The sequence below is a fragment of the Isoptericola sp. NPDC056134 genome, from assembly GCF_042264825.1.
In the GTDB taxonomy this organism is placed as follows: Bacteria; Actinomycetota; Actinomycetes; order Actinomycetales; family Cellulomonadaceae; genus Isoptericola; species Isoptericola nanjingensis.
Genome location: NZ_JBHJVM010000050.1, coordinates 1 through 6133 on the forward strand (window position 1 = coordinate 1; position 6133 = coordinate 6133).

Here is a 6133-nt window from a genome sequence, read left to right on the forward strand (position 1 = left end):
GGCCGGCACCGCCGGCCCGTCCCTCTCTATCTCGGCGGGGAGCCTCTCTATCTCGGCAGGGTTCAGGCGCCGCCGGTGGTGTCGGTGTTGAGGCCCGAGTACGAGTGCTTGCCGTTGAAGATCAGGTTCACGCCCGTGAAGTTGAACAGCACGCACAGGTAGCCGACGATGACGAACCAGGCGGCGCGGCGGCCGTCCCAGCCGCGGGTCGTGCGGGCGTGCAGGTACGCCGCGTACACGACCCAGATGACGAAGCTCCAGACCTCCTTGGGGTCCCAGCCCCAGTAGCGGCCCCAGGCGTGCTCGGCCCAGATGGCGCCGCCGATGATGGTGAAGGTCCACAGCACGAAGCCGACGGCGTTGAGGCGGAAGGACAGGGCCTCCAGCGACGTCGGGGTGGGCACGCGGTCGAGCCAGCGGAAGCCGGGGCGCTGCAGGTACGGGGACCCGGAGTCGCGGCTGTCGCGCACGAGCTGCAGCACCGAGGCCACGAACGCGACGGTGAAGATGCCGGTGGCGCTGATCGCGACGCCCACGTGGATGACCAGCCAGTAGTTCTGCAGGGCCGGCTGCACGCCCGTCGCCGCCACGTAGAAGACGTTCAGGCCGAGCACCAGGAACAGCACGGACAGGCCGGTGACGAACGCGCCGAGGAACTTGAAGTCCTTGCGCACGTTCATGCCGAGGAACACGGCGAGCGCCATGAACGACCCCACCAGCGTGAACTCGTACATGTTCGCCCAGGGGGTGCGGCCCGCGGCGAGCCCGCGCAGCACGATGGCCGCGAGGAGCAGGGCGGTGCCCAGCCAGGTGGTCGACATCGCGATGCCCGCGGCACGACGGCGCGCGGGGGCGGACGCGCCGTCCCCGGCGCCGGGCACCGTGCTCGCAGGCGCGCGCGTGGGCCGGGACGCGGCCCCCACCGCGACGGGCGTGCGCGCCTCGGCGTGGGCCTCGGCCCGCGCCTCCGTGCGCCGGCCCAGGTCGATCGCGAACGCGACGAGCGCGATCGTGAGCGCCGTGGCGGCGCCCCAGACGAGCAGCACGCTCAGCTCGGCGATCTGCATGGTCAGTCCTCCGTGGCGGTTCTCTGGTGGTCGTCGGGATCGTCGGCGTGGCCCGGCACCGCTGCCAGGGCCTTGTCGACCTCGCGCTGCAGGCCGGCGTCGTCCCCGCGCGCGAGCCCGGCGAGCTCGACGTGCGTGACGGCCCTGCCGTCGTCGTCCGTGGTCTCCCATGATCGCACCCACACGCGGCGGCGCGGCGTGAACAGCGAGACCGCGAGGCCGGCGAGGGCCAGCAGGGAGAAGGTCAGCACCCAGGCGAGGGACGGGTCGTACCGCAGGTCGAGGGCGACGTAGCGGGGCACGTCCTGCCCCAGGGTGACGGTGCCGAGGCCGTCGGGCAGCTCGACCGTCTCCCCCGGCTTCACGAGCAGCTTGATCGTCTCGCCGTCCTCGTCCACCGACGGCGTGAGGGACGCGGTGTCGAGGCGGTACACGTTCTGCGGCACGCCGTCGTCCAGGCCCAGGTCGCCGCGGTACACCTCGAGCACCATGAGCGGGTTCTGCGGCTGCGGGAAGACGGAGCGGGCCGACCCGTCCTGGTCGACGACGGCGGTGGGCAGGAAGTAGCCGACCAGGCCGATCTGCTCCTGGCCCTCCGACACGTCCGGCACCTTCACGACGCCGCGCGACGTGTACATGGTGTCCTCGGGCAGGAACGGGACGCGGCCGGAGAACGCCATCTCGCCGGCGCCGTCCTTGACGGTGATCTCCGGGGCGAAGCCGTTGCCCTGCAGGTAGATCTTGGCGCCGTCGACCGTCAGCGGGGAGTTGACCTTGATCTGGTCGGAGTGCTGGCCGCCGTCCGGCTCGGTGACCGTCACGTGTGCGGTGAAGTCGCGCGCCTGCGCGAACGCCACGGTGTCGGAGGCGAACTCGGAGTCGAACGAGTCGAGCGTCATCGAGAACGGCGACAGCGACGCCGGCCGGAACCAGGCGCCCTTGTCGAAGGTGTCGTAGTCCACGACGGCGTTCGCGAAGCCGCGGCCCTCCGTGACGATCGCCTGGCCGCGGTAGTGCATCAGCTGGCCGAGGGCGACCGACACCAGGAGGCCCAGCAGGGCGAGGTGGAACACGAGGTTGCCGGTCTCGCGCAGGTAGCCGCGCTCCGCCGCCACCGTGCGGGTGGCCGGGCGGCCGAGCCGCGGCTCCTCCGACCCGACGTCGACGCGGAACGTGGGCAGGCGACGCAGCGGGCCGCGCAGGTGGCCGGCCACGGCCTCGACGACCTCGTCGGGCGACGCCGTCGTGCTGGTCTCGGCGGTGGCAGGGAAGCGGCCGAACCGCACCGGCGTCCGGGGCGGCCGGTTCCGCAGGTTGCGGGCGTGCGCGAGCGTGCGCGGCACGATGCAGCCCACGAGGGAGACGAACAGCAGGATGTAGATGGCCGAGAACCAGACCGAGCTGTAGACCTCGAAGAAGCCGAACCGGTCCAGCCACTCCCCCAGCGTGGGGTGGTCGCCGAGGTACTCGAGCACGGCGGCGGCGTCCTGGCCGCGCTGCGGCAGCACCGAGCCGGGGACGGCCGCGACGGCGAGCAGCATGAGCAGCATGAGCGCCACGCGCATGCTCGTGAGCTGGCGCCACGTCCAGCGCAGCATGCCGCGCCAGCCCAGCGTGGGCAGGCTCGGGCCGGCGGGCCTGGCCGGCCCCTCGGCCGGGGACGAGGGCCCGGCGTCGGCGCGGCCCTCGACGAACGCGTCGTTGATGCCCTCCGGTCGGTACGTCGCCTTCTCGCTCATCACACCACCGTCACGAATCCGCCGATCCAGCCCTGGAGCTGGCTGGTCCACGTGGACCACAGCCCCGTGACCAGCGCCAGGCCGACCAGCACCAGCAGGGCGCCGCCCGCGCGCTGGATGCCCAGGCGGTGCCGGCGCAGGAAACCGAGCATGCGCTGCGAGGACTGCAGCCCGAGCGCCACGAGCAGGAACGGCACGCCCAGCCCGACGCAGTACGCGACGCCGAGCACCAGGCCGCGGCCGGCCGACGCCTGGTCGAGCGCCAGCGTCTGCACGGCCGCGAGCGTCGGGCCGATGCAAGGGGTCCAGCCGAGGCCGAACACGACGCCCAGCAGCGGCGCGCCCCACAGGCCCGCCCGGGGGCTCAGGTGCATGCGCCGCTCGCGCTGCAGGAACGGCACGGCGCCGAGGAAGGCGAGGCCCATGAGGATCACGACGACCCCGAGCACCCGCATGATCGTGCCCTCCCACTGCACCAGGTAGGAGCCGATGGCACCCGCCGCGGCCATGAACGCCACGAACACGGCGGTGAAGCCGAGGACGAAGAGGGCCACGCCGGCGACGACGCGGCGGCGGGCCGGGTCCTGGGGCACCCCGGGCCGCCCCTTCGCGCCCGTGCCGGCCGACGCGGCGGCCATGCCGCTGACGTACCCGACGTAGCCGGGCACCAGCGGCAGCACGCACGGCGAGGCGAACGACACGAGGCCGGCGATCAGCGCCACGGGCAGCGCCAGCAGCATCGAGCCGCTGAACACCGTGGTCGCGAACGTCTCGCCCATCAGGCGCCCTTCGCGCCGTCGCCCGACTCGGCGAGCACCTCGTCGACGATCGCGTCGAGCGTCGACGCCTCGGCCTGGCCGATGACGCGGGCCGCGACGCGACCCTCGGCGTCGAGCACGACGGTCGACGGCACGGCCTGCAGCGGCACGACGCCGGACAGCCTCGCCACGACCTGTCCGCTGCGGTCCTCGATCGACGGGTAGGGCACGTCGAAGGTGCGCTGGAACGAGGTGGCGGCGCCGGCCTCGTCCTCCGTGTTGATGCCGAGCACCTGCACGCCGTCGGCCTCGCGCTCGTTGGCCAGGGCGACGAGGTCGGGGGCCTCGGCGCGGCACGGCGCGCACCCGGCGTACCAGGTGTTGACCACGACGACGTCGCCGAGCCAGTCGGCGGTGCTCACCTCGTCGCCCTCGAACGACGTGCCCTCGACGGTCACGGGGTCCTCGCGGTCGCCCGCGTCCCACTGCTTCACGGAGCCGTCGCCGGAGACGAAGCCCTGCCCGACGACGTCGCCGGCGCCCGAGTCCTGGGCGCCGCACGCGGCGAGCAGGCCGAGGCCGAGGACGGCGCCGACAGCGGCGGAGGAGCGCCGAAGCACGCGCGATCGGACGGTGCGCATCATGCCCCCGGCACGGGGTCGGCGCCGGCGAGCAGGTCGGCGGCGGGCTCGGTGTAGTGCAGGCCCACGAACGTCTCGCCGTCGAACGTCAGCGACGTCATCGACGCGAGGGCGCACTGACGACGGCGCGGGTCGTGCGCCAGGGAGCCGCCCTCGTACGACCGGCGCGTGACCCACACCGGGAGCTGATGGCTGACCAGCACGACCTCGTGGCCCTCGTAGGCGCGACGCGCGTCGTCCACGGCGGCACGCATCCGGGTCACCTGGTCCGCGTACGGCTCGCCCCACGACGGGCGCAGCGGGTTCCACAGGTAGCGCCAGTACTTCGGGTTGGCGAGCTGCCCCGGGTTCTTCCCGATCGTCGTGCCCTCGAAGTGGTTCCCCGCCTCGACGAGCCGGTGATCGGTGGCGAGCGTCAGGCCAAAGGCCTCGGCCGTGGGCGTCGCGGTCTCCTGCGCACGTTGCAGCGGGGAGGCGACGACGGCGACGACGTCGCGGCCCGCGCCGGACAGGTGCTGCGCCACGCGGCGCGCCATCGCCTGGCCGCGGTCGGACAGGCGGTAGCCGGGGATGCGCCCGTAGAGGACGCCGTCCGGGTTGTGGACCTCGCCGTGCCGTACGAGATGGACGGTGGTGGTGGCCATGGGTCCCAGTGTCCCAGAACTCCGGGGTACCCAGGTCCCGTCCAGCCAAGCGTGACGGCGCTCACGTCAGGGTGCCGCCGGCCCCCTGGCCGCGTCCGCCACCTTCGCCATGGCGCGGCCCAGGGTCGCGAACTCCTCGGGGGTGAGGGCATCCACCAGCAGGCGACGGACGGCGGTGACGTGGCCGGGTGCGGCATCGACGAGCGCCGCGTACCCGGCGTCGGTCATGACGCAGTTCACGCCGCGACGGTCGCCCGGCACCGGCATGCGGACCACGAGCCCGCGCCGCTCCATGCGGTCGACCGTGTGCGTCAGGCGGCTGCGCGACAGCGCGAGGAAGTCCGCGAGCGCCGACATCCGGAGCGTCCGGCCCGGCGCCTCGGAGAGCTGCACCAGCAGGTGGTACTCGCCGAGCGTGACGGGCAGCCCTTGGTCATGGGCGTCCCCGAGCGCCTCGAAGAAGCGGGACGTCCCCTCGAGGAACCGTCGCCATGCCCACTGCTGCTCCACGTCGAGCCAGCGCACGTCCGCCCGGTCCTCGTCGTCGCGCTCCCGCGCACTCGTCGCACCCACGGGAATAGGTTACGAGAGCGCCGCGTTCCACCCCTCGTGACGATAGTTGATTCATCAACTATCTTGGTGAACGTCAGCACGACCCAACCCGAGGGAGACACCATGACCGCGCTGCCCGCAGGCCTGACCGCCGGTACCTACGCCATCGACACCGCCCACTCGACCGCCTCGTTCTCCGTGCGCCACGCCGGGATCGCCAAGGTGCGCGGCACGATCGCCATCGCGTCCGGCGCGATCACCGTGGGTGACGACCTCGAGTCCACGGCCGTCACCGCGGAGCTCGACGCCGCGTCGGTCAACACGGGCGACGAGAACCGCGACGGCCACCTGAAGAGCGCCGACTTCTGGCACGCCGAGGAGAAGCCGGTCTGGTCCTTCGCGTCCAAGGGCATCTCCACCGACGGTGACGACTACACGATCACCGGCGACCTCACGATCAACGGCGTCACCAACGCGGTCGAGCTGCCGACCGAGTTCACCGGCACCGCCACCGACCCCTTCGGCAACCCGCGCGCGGGCTTCGAGTCCGAGATCGAGATCTCGCGCAAGGACTACGGCCTGACCTGGAACGCCGCCCTCGAGACCGGCGGCGTCCTCGTGGGCGACAAGGTCAAGATCGCCCTCGACGTCTCGGCCATCAAGCAGAGCTGACCCTCGCCGAGATAGAGAAGCCAGACCCGCGAGATAGAGAAGCCCGGACGGGGCCGCACC

7 protein-coding genes are annotated in these 6133 nt (G+C 72.7%); 1 reads left to right on the forward strand and 6 read right to left on the reverse strand.

The genetic code is table 11. From position 1 onward, the window contains the following. Positions 1–62 precede the first annotated feature (62 nt). The 6 genes from ccsB to ACFCZN_RS21060 all read right to left on the reverse strand — a co-directional run bounded on the left by ccsB (position 63) and on the right by ACFCZN_RS21060 (position 5422). Positions 63–1067, reverse strand: a complete 1005-nt coding sequence (gene ccsB / locus ACFCZN_RS21035; protein ID WP_430558053.1) for a c-type cytochrome biogenesis protein CcsB — start codon at positions 1065–1067, stop codon at positions 63–65. 2 nt (positions 1068–1069) lie between these two features. Continuing rightward, positions 1070–2806: a cytochrome c biogenesis protein ResB gene (locus ACFCZN_RS21040; RefSeq protein WP_429764959.1), complete on the reverse strand. Its 1737-nt coding sequence runs from the start codon at positions 2804–2806 to the stop codon at positions 1070–1072. After that, a complete protein-coding gene (locus ACFCZN_RS21045) occupies positions 2806–3585 on the reverse strand; it encodes a cytochrome c biogenesis CcdA family protein (RefSeq protein WP_430553414.1) in 780 nt (259 codons plus the stop codon). The genes ACFCZN_RS21040 and ACFCZN_RS21045 overlap by 1 nt, the downstream gene beginning before the upstream one ends. Next, on the reverse strand, positions 3585–4184 hold the full coding sequence (locus tag ACFCZN_RS21050; RefSeq protein ID WP_430558054.1) for a TlpA family protein disulfide reductase: 600 nt from the start codon (positions 4182–4184) through the stop codon (positions 3585–3587). Before ACFCZN_RS21050 ends, ACFCZN_RS21045 begins: the two co-directional genes overlap by 1 nt. A gap of 20 nt (positions 4185–4204) precedes the next feature. Then, complete coding sequence (locus tag ACFCZN_RS21055; protein WP_429764964.1) at positions 4205–4849, reverse strand: histidine phosphatase family protein; 645 nt, start codon at positions 4847–4849, stop codon at positions 4205–4207. Positions 4850–4915: 66 nt separating this feature from the next. Beyond that, positions 4916–5422, reverse strand: coding sequence for a MarR family winged helix-turn-helix transcriptional regulator (locus tag ACFCZN_RS21060; protein WP_430558055.1), 507 nt, complete (start codon positions 5420–5422; stop codon positions 4916–4918). A gap of 102 nt (positions 5423–5524) precedes the next feature. Between ACFCZN_RS21060 and ACFCZN_RS21065 the strand changes: the two genes are divergently transcribed. Next, positions 5525–6073, forward strand: coding sequence for a YceI family protein (locus ACFCZN_RS21065; protein WP_430558056.1), 549 nt, complete (start codon positions 5525–5527; stop codon positions 6071–6073). Positions 6074–6133: the final 60 nt, after the last annotated feature.

Bases quoted from the DNA above. Each gene is read 5' to 3' on its own strand.
- ACFCZN_RS21055 (WP_429764964.1), bottom strand. From the start codon at position 4,849: ATGGCCACCACCACCGTCCATCTCGTACGGCACGGCGAGGTCCACAAC.
- ACFCZN_RS21045 (WP_430553414.1), bottom strand. From the start codon at position 3,585: ATGGGCGAGACGTTCGCGACCACGGTGTTCAGCGGCTCGATGCTGCTG.
- ACFCZN_RS21065 (WP_430558056.1), top strand. From the start codon at position 5,525: ATGACCGCGCTGCCCGCAGGCCTGACCGCCGGTACCTACGCCATCGAC.
- ccsB (WP_430558053.1), bottom strand. From the start codon at position 1,067: ATGCAGATCGCCGAGCTGAGCGTGCTGCTCGTCTGGGGCGCCGCCACG.
- ACFCZN_RS21040 (WP_429764959.1), bottom strand. From the start codon at position 2,806: ATGAGCGAGAAGGCGACGTACCGACCGGAGGGCATCAACGACGCGTTC.